19 protein-coding genes, 1 tRNA gene and 1 riboswitch are annotated in these 18,745 nt (G+C 37.0%); of the genes, 9 read left to right on the forward strand and 11 right to left on the reverse strand.

Features of this window, described 5'->3' with window-relative positions; all coding sequences use genetic code 11:
- Window positions 1-42 precede the first annotated feature (42 nt).
- A complete protein-coding gene (locus ACYQ0E_RS08915; protein WP_460187881.1) occupies window positions 43-189 on the forward strand; it encodes a hypothetical protein in 147 nt (48 codons plus the stop codon).
- A gap of 144 nt (window positions 190-333) precedes the next feature.
- Here the strand turns inward: ACYQ0E_RS08915 and ACYQ0E_RS08920 are convergent.
- The 10 genes from ACYQ0E_RS08920 to ACYQ0E_RS08965 form a co-directional block, all read right to left on the reverse strand.
- Window positions 334-410 (reverse strand) — tRNA-Pro (locus ACYQ0E_RS08920).
- 222 nt (window positions 411-632) lie between these two features.
- Window positions 633-1,034, reverse strand: a complete 402-nt coding sequence (locus ACYQ0E_RS08925; protein ID WP_460187882.1) for a MerR family transcriptional regulator — start codon at window positions 1,032-1,034, stop codon at window positions 633-635.
- A complete protein-coding gene (locus tag ACYQ0E_RS08930; protein ID WP_040728109.1) occupies window positions 1,027-1,314 on the reverse strand; it encodes an integration host factor subunit alpha in 288 nt (95 codons plus the stop codon). The genes ACYQ0E_RS08925 and ACYQ0E_RS08930 overlap by 8 nt, the downstream gene beginning before the upstream one ends.
- A gap of 46 nt (window positions 1,315-1,360) precedes the next feature.
- Window positions 1,361-3,751, reverse strand: coding sequence for a phenylalanine--tRNA ligase subunit beta (pheT, locus tag ACYQ0E_RS08935; protein ID WP_460187883.1), 2,391 nt, complete (start codon window positions 3,749-3,751; stop codon window positions 1,361-1,363).
- A 72-nt stretch (window positions 3,752-3,823) separates the two neighbouring features.
- The gene (gene pheS, locus ACYQ0E_RS08940; protein WP_460187884.1) at window positions 3,824-4,822 is read right to left on the reverse strand and encodes a phenylalanine--tRNA ligase subunit alpha; all 999 of its coding nucleotides are present in this window, start codon (window positions 4,820-4,822) and stop codon (window positions 3,824-3,826) included.
- 263 nt (window positions 4,823-5,085) lie between these two features.
- Window positions 5,086-5,442 carry a 50S ribosomal protein L20 gene (rplT, locus tag ACYQ0E_RS08945; RefSeq protein WP_040728104.1) on the reverse strand — a complete coding sequence of 119 codons (357 nt, stop codon included), beginning with the start codon at window positions 5,440-5,442 and terminating at the stop codon, window positions 5,086-5,088.
- Between the two features lie 15 nt (window positions 5,443-5,457).
- Window positions 5,458-5,655, reverse strand: a complete 198-nt coding sequence (gene rpmI / locus ACYQ0E_RS08950) for a 50S ribosomal protein L35 (protein WP_081696406.1) — start codon at window positions 5,653-5,655, stop codon at window positions 5,458-5,460.
- A gap of 205 nt (window positions 5,656-5,860) precedes the next feature.
- On the reverse strand, window positions 5,861-6,421 hold the full coding sequence (gene infC / locus ACYQ0E_RS08955) for a translation initiation factor IF-3 (protein ID WP_460188709.1): 561 nt from the start codon (window positions 6,419-6,421) through the stop codon (window positions 5,861-5,863).
- A 70-nt stretch (window positions 6,422-6,491) separates the two neighbouring features.
- Complete coding sequence (gene thrS, locus ACYQ0E_RS08960; RefSeq protein WP_460187885.1) at window positions 6,492-8,426, reverse strand: threonine--tRNA ligase; 1,935 nt, start codon at window positions 8,424-8,426, stop codon at window positions 6,492-6,494.
- A 316-nt stretch (window positions 8,427-8,742) separates the two neighbouring features.
- On the reverse strand, window positions 8,743-9,618 hold the full coding sequence (locus ACYQ0E_RS08965; RefSeq protein ID WP_460187886.1) for an HDOD domain-containing protein: 876 nt from the start codon (window positions 9,616-9,618) through the stop codon (window positions 8,743-8,745).
- A gap of 140 nt (window positions 9,619-9,758) precedes the next feature.
- A riboswitch (TPP riboswitch) is annotated at window positions 9,759-9,866 on the forward strand.
- 99 nt (window positions 9,867-9,965) lie between these two features.
- Between ACYQ0E_RS08965 and ACYQ0E_RS08970 the strand changes: the two genes are divergently transcribed.
- From ACYQ0E_RS08970 to pnuC, 5 genes are read left to right on the forward strand one after another with little or no spacing between them, the layout of a single operon-like run.
- Window positions 9,966-11,999: a TonB-dependent receptor gene (locus ACYQ0E_RS08970; protein WP_460187887.1), complete on the forward strand. Its 2,034-nt coding sequence runs from the start codon at window positions 9,966-9,968 to the stop codon at window positions 11,997-11,999.
- A gap of 48 nt (window positions 12,000-12,047) precedes the next feature.
- Complete coding sequence (locus tag ACYQ0E_RS08975; protein ID WP_460187888.1) at window positions 12,048-12,290, forward strand: YkoF family thiamine/hydroxymethylpyrimidine-binding protein; 243 nt, start codon at window positions 12,048-12,050, stop codon at window positions 12,288-12,290.
- 17 nt (window positions 12,291-12,307) lie between these two features.
- Window positions 12,308-12,931, forward strand: coding sequence for a class I SAM-dependent methyltransferase (locus tag ACYQ0E_RS08980; protein WP_460187889.1), 624 nt, complete (start codon window positions 12,308-12,310; stop codon window positions 12,929-12,931).
- A 10-nt stretch (window positions 12,932-12,941) separates the two neighbouring features.
- The gene (locus ACYQ0E_RS08985; RefSeq protein WP_460187890.1) at window positions 12,942-13,211 is read left to right on the forward strand and encodes a YkoF family thiamine/hydroxymethylpyrimidine-binding protein; all 270 of its coding nucleotides are present in this window, start codon (window positions 12,942-12,944) and stop codon (window positions 13,209-13,211) included.
- Window positions 13,198-13,833: a nicotinamide riboside transporter PnuC gene (pnuC, locus tag ACYQ0E_RS08990; protein WP_460187891.1), complete on the forward strand. Its 636-nt coding sequence runs from the start codon at window positions 13,198-13,200 to the stop codon at window positions 13,831-13,833. The genes ACYQ0E_RS08985 and pnuC overlap by 14 nt, the downstream gene beginning before the upstream one ends.
- 16 nt (window positions 13,834-13,849) lie before the next feature.
- On the opposite strand, the gene ACYQ0E_RS08995 is transcribed toward pnuC, so the two are convergent.
- Window positions 13,850-14,818 (reverse strand): hypothetical protein, encoded by a 969-nt coding sequence (locus ACYQ0E_RS08995; protein ID WP_460187892.1) that lies wholly within the window; start codon window positions 14,816-14,818, stop codon window positions 13,850-13,852.
- Window positions 14,819-15,092: 274 nt separating this feature from the next.
- Here ACYQ0E_RS08995 and ACYQ0E_RS09000 point away from each other — a divergent pair, with 274 nt between their 5' ends.
- The 3 genes from ACYQ0E_RS09000 to ACYQ0E_RS09010 all read left to right on the forward strand — a co-directional run bounded on the left by ACYQ0E_RS09000 (window position 15,093) and on the right by ACYQ0E_RS09010 (window position 18,744).
- A complete protein-coding gene (locus tag ACYQ0E_RS09000; RefSeq protein ID WP_460187893.1) occupies window positions 15,093-15,740 on the forward strand; it encodes a protein-L-isoaspartate O-methyltransferase family protein in 648 nt (215 codons plus the stop codon).
- 299 nt (window positions 15,741-16,039) lie between these two features.
- A complete protein-coding gene (locus ACYQ0E_RS09005) occupies window positions 16,040-17,497 on the forward strand; it encodes a cytochrome c (RefSeq protein ID WP_460187894.1) in 1,458 nt (485 codons plus the stop codon).
- Window positions 17,497-18,744 (forward strand): hypothetical protein, encoded by a 1,248-nt coding sequence (locus tag ACYQ0E_RS09010; RefSeq protein ID WP_460187895.1) that lies wholly within the window; start codon window positions 17,497-17,499, stop codon window positions 18,742-18,744. The genes ACYQ0E_RS09005 and ACYQ0E_RS09010 overlap by 1 nt, the downstream gene beginning before the upstream one ends.
- Window position 18,745 lies beyond the last annotated feature (1 nt).

The raw sequence follows: 18,745 nt of genomic DNA on the forward strand, positions 1-18,745 counted from the left end.
TAATAATATATTACTAAATATTATAAAAAATGGAGTTTGGTTATGGAAAATTCTAAATTAGAAAAAAAGCTACAAAAAACCTGGAAGCATTTATTAAAAGCAAATCTTAGACAAGATGAAGAACGTGCATCATCACTTCTGAAAGAGATGATTCAGTTAGAAATAGAACAGAAAAAACGTCGTCACTAAAGTAGATTTAATAATTTTTACTACGAATCAATTACTCTGATTTGATTGACTAAACACACTAAAGTAAAAGTTAATGAAAGTGATCACTTTAAAAAACATATTGTTATATGTTGATATAAAGATTACTCGTTATGAATAAAATAATGGTCGGAATGACAGGACTTGAACCTGCGACCCCCACACCCCCAGTGTGATGCGCTACCAAGCTGCGCTACATTCCGATTTGATTGAAATTTTATCATTACTTAGTCTCATACGTTATGGGACTAAGTAAAACGATAAAACATATAAAGATTTGAGATTCCTTCAAATTACCCTATGCTCATAAAACACTAAAGCCAAAATGCATAATTACCAGGCCTGGTAAATTCTGTTAGCATTGAGTTTTGTGCGTGCACATGATAAAAATAAAAGCCTTATTTAAGTAAACATTTTCAATAATATTATTGGAATCGTTTATTTATATAACTTCTAAACTCGGAAAGCTCATTTTTTATCTGTTGAAGAGTTTCAACAGCATTTTTTTGTTCACTATTTAGATTGGTGGTATCTGATACATCAACCTCTCTTTTTGAAAGACGTGCTTTGGCACCAGGAATAGTAAAACCTTGATCTTGTAGTAAACTTTTAATCTCTAATACCAAAATTACATCGTTCTTTTGATAATAGCGACGACCACGACGTTTACTAGGTTCAAGTTGAGGAAAAACTTGCTCCCAATAACGCAGTACATGCGATTTTAGCTGACAAATATCAGCCACTTCACCAATGGTAAAGTATTTTTTATCAGGCAACTCTATTTCAAGTTGCTCTGAAAATTGATTGCTTTTATTGGGCTTAGCCATTGTTATCTATTTGCGCACGTAGTTTTTGACCAGGCTTAAATGTTACCACTCTTCGTGCTGAAATTGGAACATCTTCCCCTGTTCTTGGATTTCTTCCTGGACGCGGTGCTTTATCACGTAGTTCAAAATTACCAAAACCAGAAAGTTTAATTTGCTCACCTGAAACCAATACATCACTGATTTCATCATAAAATTGTTCAACTAATTCTTTAGACTCTCGCTTGTTAAAGCCAAATGTATCCGCTAGGTCTTGTGCAATGTCTGCTTTAGTTAATGTCATAAAATTTTCCTAATTTTATTTTGGTTCTTAAATAATAATATGTATTTTAACGAAGTTCTGCGTTTACAGCATCTTTAGCTGCAACCAAGATATTATCAACTAGGCTTTCAACTTCTTCATCTTGAAGCGTACGTTCTTGGTGTTGAATTTTAAGTGCTATCGCAACACTTTTTTGGGTGTCTTCAATTCCTTGACCTCGATAAATATCAAACACTTCTACTGATTGTAAAATATCTGATTTTACTGAAGTCACCGCATCAATGAGTTTTTGCACTGGCAAAGTTTCTTCCACAACAAAAGCTAAATCACGTTGCGTTTCTGGAAACTTAGAGATCGCTTGTGCCATAGGTACGTTCATTGTCATTAATGCATCTTGACGAATTTGAAACATAAATACCGTTCCACTCACGCCCATTGTTTTAACAACTTGAGGGTGCAATTGACCAATAATACCAATTTCTTGACCATCTTTGGTGATTGAAGCAGATTGTCCAGGATGTAACGCTGGATTATTACATTTTTCAAAACGAATATTTTCTAGTTGGTGACTCATGCTAAATAGGGTTTCAACATCACCTTTAATATCATAAAAATCAACATTGCGAGAATCTGCATCCCAACCCGCTTTTGTAACACTACCGACAATAGCACCACCTAACATAGGTATTTGCGTTGCACCTGTAGGGTCATTATCGTTTTTATAAAAAACCAAACCTGCTTCAAATAAACGTACACGAGATTGCTGACGATTTTGGTTATACGCCATTGTTTGCAATAAACCTGGAAACAAAGTCGTGCGCATGGCTTTCATATCGTCTGAAATTGGGTTTTTAAGCAATACATAAGGCAAATCTGGCGCAATGGCTTTTTGCTTGTCTTCTGCTACAAAGCTGTAAGTAACCACTTCATTGTAGCCACGTTGAACTAGGGCATTTTTAAGTGTACTTAAAGATTGTTCAGACTCATCCAGTTCATTCAATGTCATTGGAGCCATAACAGGTGTTTCTGGTAGGTTGTTATAACCATAAACACGCCCTATTTCTTCAATTAAATCCATTTCAATCGCCATATCAAAGCGGAATGAAGGTGCAGTAATTGTCCATCCATTAGCATTGGCTTGAATGGTAAATCCTAAACCTTTAAAAATAGCCTCAACTTGAGTGTCTTCTACTTCAACACCTAAACGATTAGCTATGGTTTCACGACGCAGTTCAATAACAACTGGTTTTGGCATATTTTCTGAAGAAATCTTAGCTTCCACTGCACTAATTTGACCACCGGCAATTTCAGTAAATAATTGCAAGGCACGGTTTAATGCACGTTCTGGTAACATTGGGTCAACACCACGTTCAAAACGCATAGAAGAATCTGTATGTAAACCATATTGACGTGCTTTACCAGTAATGGCTAAGCGTGAGAAATGGGCACATTCAAAAAATATTTTATTAGTTGTGTCGGTAACCGAAGTTGAAAGACCACCCATAATACCTGCTAAAGCTATTGCGCCACTGTCATCTGCAATAACCAAAGTATTATCTTCTAAGGTAATTTCTTTTTCATCTAAGGTGGTTAATTTTTCACCCGTATTAGCCATACGAACTTGAAGACTACCTTGCAGTTTATCCAAGTCAAAAGCATGCATGGGTTGTCCAAGTTCTAACAGTACATAGTTGGTAATATCGACAACTAAATTTAATGAACGTAAACCAGAGCGTTGCAGTTTTTGTACCATCCATGCAGGTGTTTTTGCTGTTGTGTCAAAATCCGTCACCACACACCCTAAATATTTAGGACACGCTTGAGCTTCATTCACAACAATAGATTGGCTACAAGCAATACTGCCAGCCATATCTTTATCTTTAAATGGGGTTGTTAACTCAGCCCCACTAATAGCATGGACATCTCTTGCTAAACCTAAAATACTAAAACAATCCGCACGGTTTGGTGTTAAATCAACATCAATAGAGCTGTCGTTCAAATCTAGGTATTCACGAATATCCATACCAATAGGAGCATCATCTGGTAAGACATGTAAACCATCAACACCATCATCAGGTAAACCAATTTCAGTTGCACCACACAACATACCATTTGAAGGTACACCACGTAGTTTGGCTTTTTTAATTTTAAAGTCGCCAGGTAATACAGCACCAACCATAGCACAGCACGCTTTCATACCTGCAACCACATTCTTAGCACCACATACAATTTGTACAGGTTCGGCTTGACCTACATCTACCTGAGTAACATTTAATTTGTCTGCATCAGGGTGTTTTTCAACTGACAGTACATGCCCAACCACCACATTAGTAAACTGTCCCGCTACCGGCTCAATACCATCTACTTCTAGACCCGCTAAACTTAATTCTTCAGATAAGGTATTGGTATCCCAATTAGGATTAGTCCACTCTCTTAACCAGTTTTCACTAAATTTCATATTTTATTCTCTATACCTAATTTACTCTATGCCTTTAAGGCATAATCACCGGAGGCAATGCCAGGTTTGGTGTTATTTAAATTGCTGTAAAAAACGAAGATCGTTTTCAAAGAATTGACGTAAATCTTTTACGTTGTAACGAAGCATCGCCAATCGTTCAACACCTAAACCAAACGCCAAACCAGTATATTCTTCTGGATCAATTCCAACATTTGTTAAAACATTTGGATGAACCATTCCGCAACCTAAAACTTCAATCCAACGTCCATCACCAAATAAATCTGTGGCAATATCTACCTCTGCTGAAGGTTCAGTAAATGGAAAATAAGAAGGTCTAAAACGCGTTTTGAGATTTTCGTCTTCAAAAAATTGACGCAAAAACTCAATTAGCAACGCACGTAATTGGGCAAAGCTAGCGTTTTTCTCAATAATCAAACCTTCTACCTGGTGAAACATTGGAGTATGAGTTTGATCAGAGTCACAACGGTATACACGGCCTGGTGCAATAATACGTAAAGGTGGTTTTTTATTTTCCATTGTACGTATCTGCACACCAGAGGTGTGTGTTCTTAACACGGTATTTTCGTTTATATAAAACGTATCATGCATTGCTCGAGCAGGATGCGTTTCAGGAATATTTAAAGCTTCAAAGTTATGCCAATCATCTTCAATCTCAGGACCGGTTTCTACATCAAAGCCAGCATTTGCAAATAATGTTTCAATTCTGTGCAGTGTACGAGAGACTGGATGCAAACTGCCTATATCCGCATTACGACCAGAAAGCGTAATATCAATAGATTCTTCGGCTAGTTTTTGTGCCAACTTAGCATCATCAAGTTCTTTCTTTTTAGCATTTAACAAGCTTTGAACAACCTGCTTTGCTTCATTAATCATTTGACCTGCTTTCGGACGTTCTTCATGCGAAAGCTTGCCTAATGTTTTCATCAGTTCAGTAAAGTCACCTTTTTTACCTAAAAACTGAACACGTAGCTCATCTAATTTTGAAAGTTCTGTTACTTCAGCAACCGCTGCTTGCGCTTGTGAAACAATATTTTGAAGTCGTTCTTGCATTTAGTAAAAGTCCTAAACGGTATTAATAGAAACTGGTCGTAAATAAACACCTTAAAGAAAAAGAGTATTTTCAATAATATAGTTTTAAAACTGTTTCTAATTGATTTGAAATGGTTATGAAACATGACACTTAATTTACTTAAAAATAATACAGTGGCATCTTGCATGGCCATTTAATTGAAAGGTGATAAACCCAATTCAAATAAAAAAAATAGGGGACCAAAGCCCCCTATTTTAAAACTAGGTTACCCTAGTAGCATTAATTACGCTAAAGCAGCTTTTGCTTTTTCAGCGATAGCTGTAAATGCCGCAGCATCATGAACTGCAATGTCAGCTAAAACCTTACGGTCAACTGCAACACCAGCTTTGTTCAATCCGTTGATAAAACGGCTATATGTCATATCGTTCATACGAGCTGCAGCGTTAATACGCGCAATCCATAAACGACGGAACTGACGTTTTTTAGTACGACGGTCACGGTATGCATATTGACCTGCTTTAATAACAGCTTGTTTAGCAACACGAAAAACTTTACTACGAGCTCCGTAATAACCTTTTGCTGCTTTTAATACTTTGTTGTGTCTACGGCGTGCGATGACACCTCTTTTAACTCTTGCCATGTTTCAAATCTCCAATTAAGCGAACGGTAACATGCGGCGAACCATCGCTACATCGTGATCGTGAATCATACTTCCAGAACGAAGTTGACGTTTACGCTTAGTCGATTTCTTCGTCAAAATATGACGTAAGTGAGACTGTTTACATTTAAAACGACCTGAGCCAGTTTTTGAGAAGCGCTTTTTAGCACTACTATTTGTTTTCATCTTTGGCATTGAATGAAACTCCGCATTTTAGTGTTACTCAATAAATTGAGCCACTTTCAGTTTTTAAATTAAATCTAAATGTATAAAAATACATTTGATTTATTCTCGGAACAACGAACAGCACTGAGGGAGCTGCACCAGAAATCTGTTTTAATAAATTAAAATAGACCCCAGCTGTTGTATTGCAATTAATTATTTTTAAAAAATATTAAAATTAATTAGCTTGCTTTTTCTTTGTTGGAGCGACCATCATTTGCATTTGACGACCTTCCATCTTAGGCATTTGTTCAACGGTAGCAACCTCTTGAATATCATCCCTAATACGTTCCAACATTTTAAGTCCCAGTTCCTTATGAGTGATTTCACGGCCACGGAACCAAATAGTTACCTTGACGCGATCACCGTTATCTAGGAATTTCACCAGGTTGCGTAGTTTTACCTGATAATCTCCCTCCTCAGTTCCTGGGCGAAACTTAACCTCTTTAACCTGGACTTGCTTCTGCTTTTTCTTAGCTTCATGCTGCTTTTTCTGCTGCTGGTAAAGGTATTTACCATAGTCCATGATTTTACAAACTGGAGGATTGGCTTTCGCAGTAATCTCAACCAAATCTAACCCGGCTTCTGCCGCTTGCGCTAATGCATCCTGAATGGACACAACGCCCGCTTGTTCACCTTCTGCGTCAATTAATCTTACTTCTGGTGTAGCAGTAATCGCCTTGTTGATTCTATCTTTTGGTGCTTCTGGTTGTTGTGGTCTTCCACGACCTCTTCTGATTGCGATAGCAATATCCTCCAATTAATTAAATTCTTTTTTTGTCTGTTTTTTAAACAAACTTAACTATATTTCAATCTTGTGTTTCTACAACACGACCTAGATTAGAAATATCGTCATTCAATAGTTTTACAAGTTGTTCTAAGCTAAATGAGCCTAGGTTTTGACCATTTCTTGCACGAACATTTACACTACCATCTTCCATCTCTTGATCACCTACAACCAAAATATATGGAACACGTTGCATTGTGTGTTCGCGAATTTTAAACCCAACCTTCTCATTTCTCAAGTCCGAATCGACTCTAAACCCATGTTTTTTCAATTTTTTAGTCATTTCGACTACATATTCATTGTTAGATTCAGAAATTGGAGCAATTACAGCTTGAACCGGCGCTAACCAAGTTGGAAATCTTCCTTCATAATGTTCAATTAAAATACCAACAAAACGTTCAAGTGAACCTAAAATGGCACGGTGAATCATTACTGGATGATGTTTTTCATTATCTTGACCAATATAAGTTGCGTTTAAACGCTCTGCTTGAGTCATTGAGAAGTCCAATTGAATCGTTCCACACTGCCAAACTCGACCAATACAATCTTTTAATTGAAACTCAATTTTAGGGCCATAAAACGCACCTTCACCAGGTTGCAATTTATAGTCTAAACCTGCATCTTTAAGTGTTTCTTCAAGAGCGGCTTCGGCCAAATCCCAAACATCGTCAGCGCCTACACGCTGTTCTGGTCGTGTTGAGAACTTAACAGCAATATTGTCAAAACCAAAATCAGCATAGGTTTCAAAGACTAAATCGATACAACCTTGAACCTCTTCCTTAATCTGCTCTTCTGTACAGAAGATATGGGCATCATCTTGTGTAAATGAACGAACACGCATTAAACCATGCAGGGTTCCTGATGGTTCATTACGGTGTACGGTACCAAATTCAGCAATACGAATCGGTAAATCACGGTAACTGGTTAGGTGACGGTTATAAACCTGAATATGACCAGGACAGTTCATCGGCTTAACCGCGTAATCACGGTTGTCGGTTTCTGTGGTGAACATATTGTCTTTAAATTTATCCCAGTGACCTGATTTTTCCCATAATGAGCGGTCTAAAATCAATGGGGTACGAATTTCATCATAATCATTAGCAACCAACTGACCACGCATATACTCTTCTACAATACGGTATAAGGTCATTCCTTTTGGGTGCCAAAAAGCCATTCCAGGGGCTAAATCTTCAACGTGAAATAGATCTAATGTTCTACCTAGTTTACGGTGATCACGCTTTTCTGCTTCTTCCATCATGTGCAAGTAATCTTTTAAAGATTGCTTATCTGGGAAGGCAACGCCGTAAATACGCTGCAACATAACGTTATCTGAATTACCACGCCAGTAAGCACCCGCAACATGAGTTAGTTTTAGTGCCTTAACAAACCCCATGTTTGGCAAGTGAGGACCAACACACATATCGACATATTCTTCGTGAAAATAAAAACCAAATTCCGTTTCATTAGGTAAATCACGAATTAATTCTAATTTGTAATCCTCACCACGAGATTCAAATGTTGCCACGGCTTCTTCACGTGATAACATTTTTTTAATTACTGGATATTTGGTTTTAGCTAATTCCAACATACGCTTTTCGATTTTTTTCAAATCGTCAGGCGTAATTTTATATTCCATATCAATGTCATAATAAAAGCCATTGTCGATAACTGGTCCAATGGCCATTTTGGCATCTGGAAACAATTGCTTTAAGGCATGACCTAATAAGTGCGCACAAGAGTGACGCATAATATGTACGCCCTCTTCATCTCGCATGGTAATAATTTCAACACTTGCATCTTCAGAGATTAAATCACTCGCGTCTTTTAGCTGACCATTTACACGTCCTGCTACCGTAGCCTTTGCCAGCCCCGTCCCAATACTTTCAGCCACTTGCATAACTGATGTAGCTTGATCAAACTGTTTAGTAGAACCATCTGGTAACGTAATGATTGGCATCGATTTAGTCTCTTATTTCTGATATTTACAAAGTTTAAAAAATTAAGCCCGTTATTTTAACATTTTCTCATAAGTTTTATATATATTTTACATAAACATATCTATAAAGATTTATACATAACTTATGGATAAGATAAAAATAGACAATAAACTTTCTTTAGACATATAAATACACATAAGAACTGATACTTATTTCTAATTGCTCTGTAATTTACAATTAAAGTATTTAAAGGAACAATAAACACATATTTTTATGTTTATAAACGATTTACCAGGCCTGGTAAATTCGTTTTTTTACATTTATAAATTTAAAAAATTACAACCCCATACTATCTGCATCTGCTAATGCCAATTGTGAGGTTTCATCAAACTGTTCTAACGTTAGATTAAAAAATGCTAACGCCTCTAATAACTTAGCAGGAGGGTTTTCTATATCACCTTCTAATATATCGGCAATACCATTATCAAACCCCAGCCTAAATACCGCATTCTCAGCCAAATACGTTAAATAAGCAAAAGGTTGAAACTTAGGATCTGTTTTTTCTGGATTATGATGAAATGCCACACCCATTACAACAACCGTTGCAAAATTCCATTCCTGCAATAAACGTGCACTCATTAATGCATGATAAGTACCAAACACTTCATTTTCAGCCTGTGGTAATTTTGAAACATCAAAATCTGTCTCCTTAATCACTTCAAGATATTTATCTCTATCTTCCATTGCTAAAAGATATACGCCTATATCCCGCATTAATGCCGCTAAAAATGCCTCACCAGAATCTAATTTAACGATTTTAGCCAATCTTTGAGCAATTAAGGCCGACAAAAAAGAATGTCTTAAAAAATGTTTATCACTAAATGGGGGTTTACGTTTAAATGACGTTTGATATTGAATAAGATGCGCCATTAAACGCATCTCCTTTAAACCAATTCGAGTCACCGCATCAGATAAATCATTAACTTCTTTACCCGTTGTATATTTTGCGCTGTTCGCCATATTAATTAATCCAGCCACCAAACGTGGATCTTGGGCAATTAATTGCACTATTTTATCCATAGGTAAACTTTCATTAGCAACTAACGCTTGCTCAAGCTTCATTAAAGCATCTGGGAAATGCGGTAAATCATCTATCGATTTTAAACGCTGCATAATCTCTTTACTAATATTTGGTTTTACACTCTCAGACATCTACGAACCCTTTAACACATTTTAATAGCTTATATTTTTATATAAGACTTGGATGATTTCCATTTTAACCAACTTTACTGTACAATCCGCAAAAAATTTATACCTAAATACATTAACTAACGTTTTTAAATCAAAAACGGTTAGTTTGCCAGGGGTGGTCACTTAAGACCTGAGATTTCGAGATACCGAAAGACCCTTTGAACCTGATCCAGCTAATACTGGCGTAGGAAAGGCACAATCTAGTCAAAAAGATAACCATTGAGTTTGCTCAAATAATTTGGGCAGGCTTAACTTGTGTTTTCTCAGTCTATATTTTACTGCCTTTTCTTGCCCTATAAGGAAAGCGCATGACCAACAAACTTAAGCCTATTACTTTGGCTATATTCGCCGCAATTTCAAGCAATCCATCTTTTGCAGACGACCTTAAACCTGTTGTTGTCAATGCCGACCTACGTGAAACAAGCAAACAAGACATGCCAACCAGCGTTGACGTAAAAACCCAGGCCGATTTGCAAGACCAAGGTGCAATTGAATTTGATGACGTTCTGTTGAAAACGCCAAATGTAAACTTTTCTGGTCAAAGCTCGCATGCTCGCCACATTCAAATACGCGGTATTGGTGAACGTGATGAATACACAGGTGCACCAAATTCAAGTGTCGGTTTTTCAATTGATGATATGGATTTTAGCGGTATTGGTATGGCTGGCAATCTATTTGACGTTAAGCAAGTTGAAGTACTTCGCGGCCCGCAAAACACTCGTTATGGCCAAAGTGCCATTGCTGGTTTAATTCACATTGAATCAAATGACCCAACACCCTACCAAGAAAGCATGGCCGAAATGAGCTTGGGCCAAGATAACTTAAAAGAAATTGGTTTTATGACCAGCGGACCTGTGAGCTCCAAAGAAGATGCAACACAATACCGCTTCTCTCTATTTAAACACACCAGTGATGGCTTTAGAGACAACAAAACACTAGATAGAACTGATACTAATGGTCGTGATGAATTAACCTTACGTGGTAAATTACGCTTTTTCCCAGATTCAGACACGACCGTTGATGTATCTGTATTGCATGCTGATTTAAATAATGGATATGATGCATGGTCAGCAGATAATAGCTTTACAACCCTTTCAAACGACCCCGGGAAAGATACTCAACTGTCTAACGCCGCATCGGTAAAAGTTAACTGGCAAGCCAATCCAAACTTTATCTTCACAAGTAAAACAAGCTTTACAAATTCTGATATGACTTATGGTTATGACTATGACTGGGGGCCAACAACTGCATGGGGTGATAACTACGAAAATGTAAAAGAACGTAAATCTTTTACTCAAGAACTTCGTTGGTTATCTACACCTAAATCAAAATTATTTGGTAATACCGATTGGTTGGTCGGCCTATACGGCTCTCATCTTGCAGAAACCAATAACGAAAATGATGCTGGCTCGCTATCTTCTAGTGACTACACAATTAATAAGCTCGCTAGTTTTGGGCAAATCGACATCCACACCAATGAAAAAACCACCGTATCAGCAAGCTTAAGAATTGAAAAAAATGAAAGTACATTTAAAGAGTACCCCAATCGTTTTAATCCAAGTGAAACACTATGGGGTGCAAGCCTAAGTTACAGCTACAAATACAATGACAAACATACCGCGTATGCAAGTATTACTCGTGGTTATAAAGCAGGAGGTTTTAACTCTGATCTTGCAGGAACGGCCAATCAAAATTTTGCTGCTGAAACCCTTTATAATTATGAAATTGGCTTAAAATCTAATCTCGCTGAGTATGGCCTAACCTCTGACATCACGGCTTTTTATATGGACCGTTTCAACCCACAATTTGATGGTTACACATCACCAACAGTTACAGGCGTTGACCCTTGGAAATTTTATACCGAAAACTTTACCTACGCTCAGAACTATGGCCTAGAAGCCAACATTAACTGGACAGCAAACAAGAACTGGAATTTATACGCTTCAGCAGGCTTAATTCAAACCAATGTAGAAGGAAATCCAGCATCAAGCTACTATGTTATTGTTAATCGTGAACAAGCACACGCACCAAACTATCAAATTAATGTTGGAGCTAAGTATAGAAATTCAAACGGATTCTACACACAGGCTGACATAACTGCTGTTGACAAGTTCTATTTTGATAATGTTCATAATTATGCATCAAAAGCGTATGTTATTACTAATGCACGAATTGGTTACGAAACAGCTGATTATGAGATTTATCTGTGGGGCAAAAACTTAACTGATGAAAGATATGCTACTAGAGGCTTTTATTTTGATTTAGATGGCTCTGGTGAAAAAGGCTTTATTCGCTTAGGTGATCCTCGTCAAATTGGTGTTACAGGGCGCGTTTATTTTTAATTGCTTGTAGAATAAAGGGTTTAACCAACCCTTTTGGAGTTTGTACAGATGAAAGTTTCAGTTGATATAAGCCTTTACCCTTTACAAGAAAACTATAGAGACCTTGTAAAGAACTTTATAAATGACATCGAAAACATGCCGAATACGACCGTAACAACAAACGCCATGAGCACCACTTTATTTGGTAATTACCAAGATATTATGCCGGTACTTAAACAAGCCATGCAAAATGCTTTACAAGAGATTCCACAAAGCGTTTTTATCATTAAACTTTCTGGCGGTTGCCACTAAATATAGAGAAAACCCTTATGCCTAAAACTCAAGGATATGAATCTCACGCCACCGCTTATGATGAGTGGTTTGATGAGAACCCTGCTATTTATCAAGCTGAAATTGCAGCGATTACACAACTTTTACCAGAAGGTAAAGGTATTGAAATAGGTGCTGGTAGCGGACGTTTTACTGCTCCGCTTAATATAGATACTGGCATTGAGCCAGCTTTAGCAATGAGAGATCAAGCTAAAACAAGAGGCTTATCTCTTATTGATGGCGTTGCAGAAGCACTACCTATTGATGATCAGCAATTTGATTTTGCTATTTTTATCACTTCTACCTGTTTTTTAGATAATCCTCTAAAGGCTTATCAAGAAGCCGCTAGAGTGACCAAAGATAATGGCAAAATCGTTATTGCCTTTTTAGAAAAAAACTCACCTTTAGGAAAAATGTACGAAGAACACAAACACAATAGCCCTTTTTATTGTGATGCAACGTTTTACACTTACACGGATATTAAAGGATTTTTACACCAAGCGGGTTATAAAAATCTTAAAAGCGTGCAAACCGTTTTACCTGAAACCGATAATCAAAAAACCACTCACATTTTACCTGGCCACGATTTAGGCGCCTTTGTTGTAATTTGTGCAGAAAAATAAAGGAAACATAATGAAAGTATCCGTTGAAATTAGTATGTACCCATTACAAGAGAAATACTGCCAACCGATTATTGATTTTATTGATCGTTTAGATCAGCAAGCCAATGTAAATATTCAACGTAACAGCATGTCTACCCACATATATGGCGATTATCGAGCCGTTATGGATACTTTAGATACTGAAATGCTAACCGTTTTAGAACAAATACCTCAGACTGTTTTTGTTTTAAAATTAATTGGTACCGATAGAGGAAAAGCGGTTATTGATGCCTGTGAATAATGATTTTTTAAGTAATATTGTTAATGCTTTATTGGCACAATCGGGCTGGGAATGGTTGGCGGCTAGCTTAGGTATCTTATATGTTATTTTGGCGGCAAGAGAATCTGTTTGGTGTTGGCCAACGGCGTTTTCTAGCACGCTTATATACACCATATTATTTTGGAATGGCCAGCTACCCATGCAGGCATTACTTAATTTTTACTATATGGGTATGGCTGTTTATGGCTTTGTACTATGGAACAAGCAATCGACCCAAACTATCACGGTAAAGATTAGTGGTCGACCGCTTAAATTTCATTTAATTTACATTTTAACAGGCCTGGTAATAACGGCTGTAATCGGATTTTATCTATCTAAATTACCTGATTCTAGGTTACCGTACTTAGATGCTTTAATTATGGTTTTTGCAGTCATGACAACCATGTTAATGGCTCGCAAAGTCATAGAAAACTGGCTGTATTGGATAATCATTGACAGTTTGGCTATTGCGCTTTATTGGCAAACAGGATTTTATGTAACCATTGGTATGCATATGGTGTTTTTAGGGTTAGCTGTATATGGATACATAAACTGGCTAAAACTTTATAAAACGCAAAACTCAACATCTAATAGCAACCAATAATTTTCTCATCAAACAATCAGTCAGTAAAAATTGCTGGCTGATTTAACCATGTTTTAAAATTGGTTTCACCCAATACATTCATTAAAAACAACAGCACTCTATAAACGTTTCTTTGTTCATTCGATAAAGTAATTAAAGAACCGTTATAAGAATGATATGTTTTTTTAAAAACAGTGGCTTGTTGCGGGGTAAGCAAGTACTCTAAAATCACAAAATCTAATTCTATGGGTGCAAAAACAAAAGCATCTAAATCAAAAATACCTGTTAGTTCCCCATTCACTTCAGCAAACTGATCCCAACGTAAATCCAACATCACAGGCACAATACGATTAATCTCAATCGAATTTATTTGAATGAATAACTCTTCCAAAAAGCAACCTGATATTTTATTAGACTCATTTAAACTTAAAAACGTTTGATAAAGCTTTTGATGCCAATATTGCTTACTCTCAGCCATATCTACGGGATGATTTTCATAGCTTACTGGCTGAATTTTACCTGTGCGATCATGTGTTTTTTGATGCAGTTTAGCTAAAAATTGAGCCAATACCTTCACATTATTGTCTGTTATTTCTTCGGTTTTAAATGCCTTACCTTGCATTTTTTCTACAATCAAAGCCGATTGATTTTGTTCAACAAAAACATCAACGGCCTTAGGTACTCTTAAATGGGTATTGGAGGCGATAAATGGATATAAATATTCTGCATTTTGGTAGGCCTGGGCTAGCGTTAAATCAAAAAGTCCATTCATGCCTTTCCAAAATGGCGTAGTTAAAATCGCTTTGTGATCACCGCACTTTTTAATGATTAACTCAGAATTTAAATCAACATCATTTTTTGCTTGGCGTTTAATAGACCAAATACTAGAGCTACTGTCTTCATACAGGCCTGGTAAAAACTTTACATCAATAATATCCGCATAGTTTTTAAGAGAATCAACCTTAAATCCTATAAAAGGCTCTTTATTTAAAAACCGATTATTCATGCCGCTAAAACACCCCTTTTGTTTGCATTTTATAAGAACCATAAACGGCTTCTTTTACGAAACTTAATCATAGCCTTTTAACAACCCTAAGTGAAAAAACTACACCAATTAAGAGGATTTTTAACGATTTTTAGACTTTCAAACAAACAAACCATTTATAAAATGCGGTGAATTAGATATAATCCTTCGGTTAAATTTTGTGGTCAGCTCTAAATTGACTCTTACAAAATCGTTAAGAACCAATTAAGAATTGATTAAAACTAAAGGAAAAAAAATGAATCTCGATCAAGCGCGCTTTTTCATGGTAGAACAGCAAATCCGCCCTTGGGATGTTTTAGACCCCAAAATTCTAGATTTATTAATGGATACTCCACGTCATCTATTCGTTGAACCGGGCAACGAAGAACTGGCCTATAGCGATATAGAAATACCTATTGGTCACGATGAAACAATGATGTTTCCCAAAGTTGAAGGCCGTCTTTTACAAGCTCTAGACATTGATGAAAACGATAGCATCTTAGAAATTGGTACAGGGTCTGGCTATTTAACCGCACTAATGGCAAGTTTAGGCAAAACGGTTACCAGCATTGAGTTACACCCAGACCTGCAAGATATTGCTAAAACTCGCCTAAGTGAATTTAAAAACATCGACTTTCAAACTGGAGATGCAAGCCAAGATTGGAACGATAACAAAGAGTATGATGTGATTGTTTTAACGGGTTCCGTTACTGAAATCCCACAAAGCTATAAAGACAAGCTGACTTTAGGTGGAAGAATTTTTGCGGTATGTGGTCATTCACCAGCAATGATTGCTCAAGTTATGACGCGTATTAGTAATCAAGAATGGGAAACTGAGTCATTATTTGAAACTGACTTAAAAGCACTTACCCTACCTAATTCAAACGAAAAATTCATTTTTTAATCCCTATCTAACCTCCCTCTTCTTAAATCTTATAAAAACATATCTTTAGTCAAGTATGAACCTTGACTAAAGAATGAATCTACGACATCATTACATCGTAATGAATTTATTACAAAACCCTACAACAATTTACTTATAACAACTATATTATTCAATATATATATAGGGTCATAAATTTTGTATAGTCTTAGTGATAAATTTATTTTAATTCTTTTTTTTCTATAAGTTTTCTACAATAGCCATCAAAGCATAAGCCAATCTTATGCTGCATAAACCCTTTTAATAACAAGGAAATTCATATGGATTTGATTAGCCTTTATCCTACTTGGTTTGAACCTATGGTTGGTTCCGGCTGGGTAGTAGCGCTGATTGCGACTTTCCACGTACTAGCATCTCACACATCAGTGGGTGCTGCTATGTTGTTCGCATACCTCTCTCACAAAGCTTACCGTGAAGATCGTGATGATCTTTTAGAATTCATTAAGAAGTACGGTTTATTCTTAATGGTCTTTACTTATGTTGCCGGTTCTATTACTGGACCAGGTATTTGGTACTCAACAACCGTTGCCAGTCCAAATGGAATTGGTGCCTTAATCCATTCATTTGTATGGAAGTGGGCAACAGAATGGGTATTCTTCGTTATCGAAGTTGTTGGTGTTTATATGATCGTTTACCTTGTAGGTAAAGTTGATAAACAAACCCATATGAAAATATCTCTTATTTTCGGTATTGCCTCATTCGCTACTCTAATTATCATTGTTGGTATCCTTTCATTCATGATGGTACCTGGTAAAGAAGTTTGGTTTGAAGAAGGTGGTTATTTAAATGGTTTCTACGGAACCAATACCTTTATTCAAACAGCAATGCGTATGGCCTTTATGTTCACCATGACAGCGGTTGTGGGTGGAATTGTAGTTGCCGGTATTAAAGACCCTGCCTTTAAGAAAGAAATGGCTCGTAAATTAGGTTGGTTAGGTATTATCTCAACCATCACTGGTGCTCTTTTATTCCAATGGTATCTAACTTCAGTACCAGACCAAGCTTTATTGGTTATGGAAAACCGACTACCTTCGTATTTTGGTGCGAGCATTATGGCTGTTTTAGCAGGTACATTAACGTATTTCGTTATCACTATGCTTCGCCCACAAGTACTTATTGAAGGTTTTGCTGGTGCAATGGCGGTCATTATTTTAGTCGCCGGTTTATGGCCTGAAGAAACCGCTCGTGAATCAATGCGTAAACCTTGGGTTGCTGGTCAGTACGTATACTCTAACCAAGTTATTGGTCGTGACGTACCTGGTATGGATATTAAGTCAAATTTACCAACCATTGAAAGAGTCGGTATCTTAAAAGCGCATCCTTTTACGCCTGATGCTTTAAAAACCGTTAATGAAGGCAATATGATTCAAACTGGTGAATTTATCGCAATGGTATATTGCTCTAATTGTCACTCTCCTAGTAAAACAGGTATCCGTCCTTTACACCGTTACTTCTCAGAAGGTGTAACTCAGGAACGTATGGAACAATATGTTAAAGGTGCACTGACAACTGGTAATATCGCTTATATGCCTAAAATGCCAATGTTAGATTCTGAAGTAACTGCTTTATCTGCTTTCTTAGTTATGAATAAAAATGAAGGTCAAGATGCTGTTGTTGCTGCTATCAAAAAAGAAGTCGATAACCGCAACCGTGCTCTTGCTGAAAAAAATGCAACTGACAAAGTTGCCTCGGCGAATATCTCACAGGAGGTGAAATAATGGATGCTTCTCAAGTAGCTCAGGTCACTGAGATGATGTATGCCTTGCGTAACCCCGCAGGCGTACCAACTTACCCAATTATTTTTGTGGGCTTGGGTGTACTAACATTTGCTTTACATATTTTCTTTGTTCAGCTTATGTTAGGTACATCAGCAATCACTATATTTGGTGCTTTTAAAAACGAAGCTAAATGGCGTCGTTTAGCCTCTGCAATGCTAGAAGTCTCAAAAGTATCCGTGTCGGTTGCTATCGTTATTGGTGTCGCACCATTACTATTTGTTCAAGTAGTTTATGATCCACACTGGTATACATCAAACGTACTATCTGCTGTTTGGGTTATTGCCTTTATTGTGATTCTTATTCTTGCTTACTGGGCTCTATATGCCTACTACTTTATGAACAGCAAAGAAAAAGATAAAACTAAAGAGCCTAGAGGTAAAGTTTGGATGCTAATCAGCCTGGCGCTTATGCTTGTTGTTGGTTTCATTATGCACAGTTTAACTTCGCAAATTCTTCACCCTGAGCTTTGGAAAGAGTGGTATATGCAAAACGGTGTACTAGATTATTCTGGTTCTAAGTTACATGCTTACAATCTATGGCGTTTTGCCTTCTTTATCAGCATGGCTATTCCAGTAACTGGTGGTATGTTAGTGACTTACCGTCGCTTCAAAATGGTTCGCGAAGACGCAGACCATGAATACCTAAACTGGGCCGCTGAAGTGGGTAAAAAATGGATAAAAGTTGGTTCTGTTATTTCAGCAGCATTATATGTTGCTTGGATGATGACCATTCCAGAAACTGCGGGCGACTTTGCAACCTCTTTCTGGGGCATAATTGGTGGCGTAATGGTTCTTTTCTACGCTATTTGGGCACAAGTTCGTTTACGTGGTGATGCCATGTTCTGTAGCTATATGGCTCTACCGATGGCATTAGTGATTGGTTTGGTTGTAGCTATTTCACGTGAGATGCTACGTTACGGAATTCTTGACGGCTTCTTCGGTTATGACTTTATGGACTATAAAATTAATATGGACTGGTACTCAACCATTCTATTCTTTGTTACCTTTGCTGTTGTTGGTGGAGCCGTATTAGCTTACTTCTTAACAATTGCATGGAAGTCAGGTCAAACAGTAGGTGTATATACGCCAAGCCCATTTGTTAACAAAATGGGTACCGTTGCTCTTTGGATAATCATACTTTGGATGATTCAGTTCTTTGTAATCGGTTTTTATACGTGGGCGAAATAGG

This window comes from Thiomicrorhabdus hydrogeniphila, from assembly GCF_054656895.1.

What these genes read in the sequence shown, in the direction of transcription:
- pnuC (WP_460187891.1), top strand. Translation starts at nt 13,198, where the DNA reads ATGCCTGTGAATAATGATTTTTTAAGTAATATTGTTAATGCTTTATTG.
- ACYQ0E_RS09005 (WP_460187894.1), top strand. Translation starts at nt 16,040, where the DNA reads ATGGATTTGATTAGCCTTTATCCTACTTGGTTTGAACCTATGGTTGGT.
- ACYQ0E_RS08980 (WP_460187889.1), top strand. Translation starts at nt 12,308, where the DNA reads ATGCCTAAAACTCAAGGATATGAATCTCACGCCACCGCTTATGATGAG.
- ACYQ0E_RS09000 (WP_460187893.1), top strand. Translation starts at nt 15,093, where the DNA reads ATGAATCTCGATCAAGCGCGCTTTTTCATGGTAGAACAGCAAATCCGC.
- ACYQ0E_RS08925 (WP_460187882.1), bottom strand. Translation starts at nt 1,034, where the DNA reads ATGGCTAAGCCCAATAAAAGCAATCAATTTTCAGAGCAACTTGAAATA.
- rplT (WP_040728104.1), bottom strand. Translation starts at nt 5,442, where the DNA reads ATGGCAAGAGTTAAAAGAGGTGTCATCGCACGCCGTAGACACAACAAA.
- ACYQ0E_RS08975 (WP_460187888.1), top strand. Translation starts at nt 12,048, where the DNA reads ATGAAAGTTTCAGTTGATATAAGCCTTTACCCTTTACAAGAAAACTAT.
- ACYQ0E_RS08995 (WP_460187892.1), bottom strand. Translation starts at nt 14,818, where the DNA reads ATGAATAATCGGTTTTTAAATAAAGAGCCTTTTATAGGATTTAAGGTT.
- ACYQ0E_RS08970 (WP_460187887.1), top strand. Translation starts at nt 9,966, where the DNA reads ATGACCAACAAACTTAAGCCTATTACTTTGGCTATATTCGCCGCAATT.
- ACYQ0E_RS08930 (WP_040728109.1), bottom strand. Translation starts at nt 1,314, where the DNA reads ATGACATTAACTAAAGCAGACATTGCACAAGACCTAGCGGATACATTT.
- pheS (WP_460187884.1), bottom strand. Translation starts at nt 4,822, where the DNA reads ATGCAAGAACGACTTCAAAATATTGTTTCACAAGCGCAAGCAGCGGTT.
- pheT (WP_460187883.1), bottom strand. Translation starts at nt 3,751, where the DNA reads ATGAAATTTAGTGAAAACTGGTTAAGAGAGTGGACTAATCCTAATTGG.
- thrS (WP_460187885.1), bottom strand. Translation starts at nt 8,426, where the DNA reads ATGCCAATCATTACGTTACCAGATGGTTCTACTAAACAGTTTGATCAA.
- ACYQ0E_RS08915 (WP_460187881.1), top strand. Translation starts at nt 43, where the DNA reads ATGGAAAATTCTAAATTAGAAAAAAAGCTACAAAAAACCTGGAAGCAT.
- ACYQ0E_RS09010 (WP_460187895.1), top strand. Translation starts at nt 17,497, where the DNA reads ATGGATGCTTCTCAAGTAGCTCAGGTCACTGAGATGATGTATGCCTTG.
- ACYQ0E_RS08965 (WP_460187886.1), bottom strand. Translation starts at nt 9,618, where the DNA reads ATGTCTGAGAGTGTAAAACCAAATATTAGTAAAGAGATTATGCAGCGT.
- ACYQ0E_RS08985 (WP_460187890.1), top strand. Translation starts at nt 12,942, where the DNA reads ATGAAAGTATCCGTTGAAATTAGTATGTACCCATTACAAGAGAAATAC.
- rpmI (WP_081696406.1), bottom strand. Translation starts at nt 5,655, where the DNA reads ATGCCAAAGATGAAAACAAATAGTAGTGCTAAAAAGCGCTTCTCAAAA.